Source organism: Roseburia amylophila, assembly GCF_025567465.1.
Classification (GTDB): Bacteria; Bacillota; Clostridia; order Lachnospirales; family Lachnospiraceae; genus Roseburia_C; species Roseburia_C amylophila.
This window is the reverse complement of sequence record NZ_JAOQKI010000022.1, coordinates 1-2,278: the sequence shown is the minus strand read 5'-3', so window position 1 is coordinate 2,278 and position 2,278 is coordinate 1. Positions and strand designations below refer to the sequence as shown.

General features: G+C 36.4%; 4 protein-coding genes. 1 reads left to right on the top strand and 3 read right to left on the bottom strand.

From position 1 onward, the window contains the following. The 3 genes from OCV43_RS11905 to OCV43_RS11895 form a co-directional block, all read right to left on the bottom strand. On the bottom strand, positions 1 to 196 hold a 196-nt coding region (locus OCV43_RS11905), incomplete at its 3' end, for a hypothetical protein (protein WP_262624183.1). Positions 197 to 337: 141 nt separating this feature from the next. After that, on the bottom strand, positions 338 to 520 hold the full coding sequence (locus tag OCV43_RS11900) for a hypothetical protein (protein WP_262624182.1): 183 nt from the start codon (positions 518 to 520) through the stop codon (positions 338 to 340). Positions 521 to 639: 119 nt separating this feature from the next. Beyond that, positions 640 to 1,455, bottom strand: coding sequence for a sugar phosphate isomerase/epimerase family protein (locus OCV43_RS11895; RefSeq protein ID WP_262624181.1), 816 nt, complete (start codon positions 1,453 to 1,455; stop codon positions 640 to 642). 581 nt (positions 1,456 to 2,036) lie between these two features. Between OCV43_RS11895 and OCV43_RS11890 the strand changes: the two genes are divergently transcribed. Then, positions 2,037 to 2,278: GntR family transcriptional regulator (locus OCV43_RS11890; RefSeq protein ID WP_262624180.1), on the top strand; the 242-nt coding region annotated here is incomplete at its 3' end.

The window sequence follows — 2,278 nt, the reverse complement described above, 5'->3', positions numbered from 1 at the left end:
ATTCCTCATTGATTTCCCGCAACTCCTTTTCGCCGTTGATATAAGGCTCATAAAATGCATCCATGGAACCGCCACCTAAATTATCGCAGCCATTGCAAAAATCACAGGCTCCTCCGCACTGGTTCAGGCCCTCCTGCACGATACGAATCCGCTCTTCCCTGGTTGTATCTTTGATTAAAATACTTTTTATTTCCATTCAGCCATCATCCTCTCCCAATTTTTTGTCTTTCAATATAATTCAAATAATTTCTCGCTTAAGTTAAAGTTTAGCACGAAAAAAGAGGTGCCGCAACCGACACCTCTTGTGGGGTTTTATCCTATTTTCTACTTTAGAATGTTATAAAATATAATGGGACAGGAACTCAAATAATTTCTGATTCGTTTCTTCATTCAGTTCTTCAGCCTGCAGATATTCCGGCAGTGGAATTCCCTGCTGACATTCTCCACAGATATCAATGCCAAGTATATTTCCGTTTTCCAGAAAATGCGACAGCAAACGTTCCAGCATCGGAAGTGACATGTTCCCCTGGCTCCAGTTTGTCTCCGTATATTGTTTATCCAAGATGTCTTTGTCTATGGATATATAAACCGGCAGATTCTTTTTCATTTTCTATATAAAATGGATAGATATCCACCTTATTAACTTAATTCTGTTGTGTTATTCCTAAGCCATTCTGTAATGTCATCAATTACCTTATCCGGATCACAGTAATAACGACGGTCACATATTTCAAACGAAATTGTCCCCTCATATCCTCTGCGCTTCAGATCTTTATAATACTTTTTCATTGGATAATCTCCGTCTCCGGGAACTGTGTGTCCCCGATCGTTAAAATGCACATGAACAAGCTGAGCACCTAAATTATCCATATAGTCATCTATGCTTTCTTCGGCGTAGGTCATCTGATCCAGATCTACCATACCATGTATGTGAGATGAGCCTGTCTCTTCTATCATTCGTTTCAGATCTGAACTTTTTATCAGCACATTTGTTGTTGTTACCTTCAACTCCTCCAGCATCAGCTCCACATTCTTTTTCTCACAATAAGCACCCAACTGCTGCAGAGAATCCCTGCAATACTTCCATGCATCTTCCGGTGACTGATCGAAATATCCAAATCCGGTACTGATCTGAACTTTATGGCAGCCAAGAAATTCCGCCGTATCAATAGCTCGCTGATAATAACGAATACTGGACTCACGTGTTCCTCTATCCTGTGTGCAGAAGTTAACCGGGTATGTACAATTCTCCGGTGTCATTGCCATAACACTTAGGTCTCTTCTCCTAATCTCCTTTTCCAATTCAAGTAATGAAAAAAGAGAATAATCAAATATATTAAACTGTGGTGCACTACAATACAGATCAATACTGTTAAATACTGACTGTTCTACCTTGTCCAGGAATTTCTTCAGCGAATATCTCAAATAATGATAATTCATTGGTGCAAATTTCATTTCTTCCTCCTGTATTCTCCATAATAATTCTAAGATCATGCGCATGTCTTTATTGGTAGTACGTACAATAGTAATTTCATATCTCGCATTTGATATGTATCACTTTGTATCTGATACAATAGTATATCTGCACAATTTCTTTGTCAATACTATCTATTTTTTTCGTTAAATTGACCAATTTTCCTTATTATTTTTTATTGTATCTGCATAGCAAAAATACATTATAATACATATTCTATTTCAAAATGTATCTTTTTGATACTTGCAAATGTGCTCATAGATGCATTTATCAATATCATCCAACTCATTTTTGTATTATATTGTTATACTGAAAGCATAGAAGTTTGTATTTTATTTTTCAATATTTTTTCTTTTTTTTGCTACAAAAGAACAAATCTGCATATACAAATAGTCTCAAATGTATTATTATATATACACAAAAGTATTCAACTATAAAATCAGATTACAATATCTGTTTTTTTATTTACCAGAAAGGAATTTTCATTAAATGGAACTTGATAATGCCATAGCCACACCACTTTATAAACAGCTTGAAAAACTGATTCTGGACAAGATCACCAATGCAACACTTACTCCCGACAGAAAATGAACTAAGCGAACAATACCATGTCAGCCGTGTTACTGTAAGAAAAGCCTTTGCCGCACTGGACAGTCAAGGATACCTGGAGAAAAAATCAGGAAAAGGAACATTTATCGCAGAAAAGAAAATGCAGCGTTCCCTTTACGTCAGATTAAGGAAGGAATGGACGATATTGCCACAGGCAATACCAGACTATTTTCCGAAGCTATGGCTGATATCAGG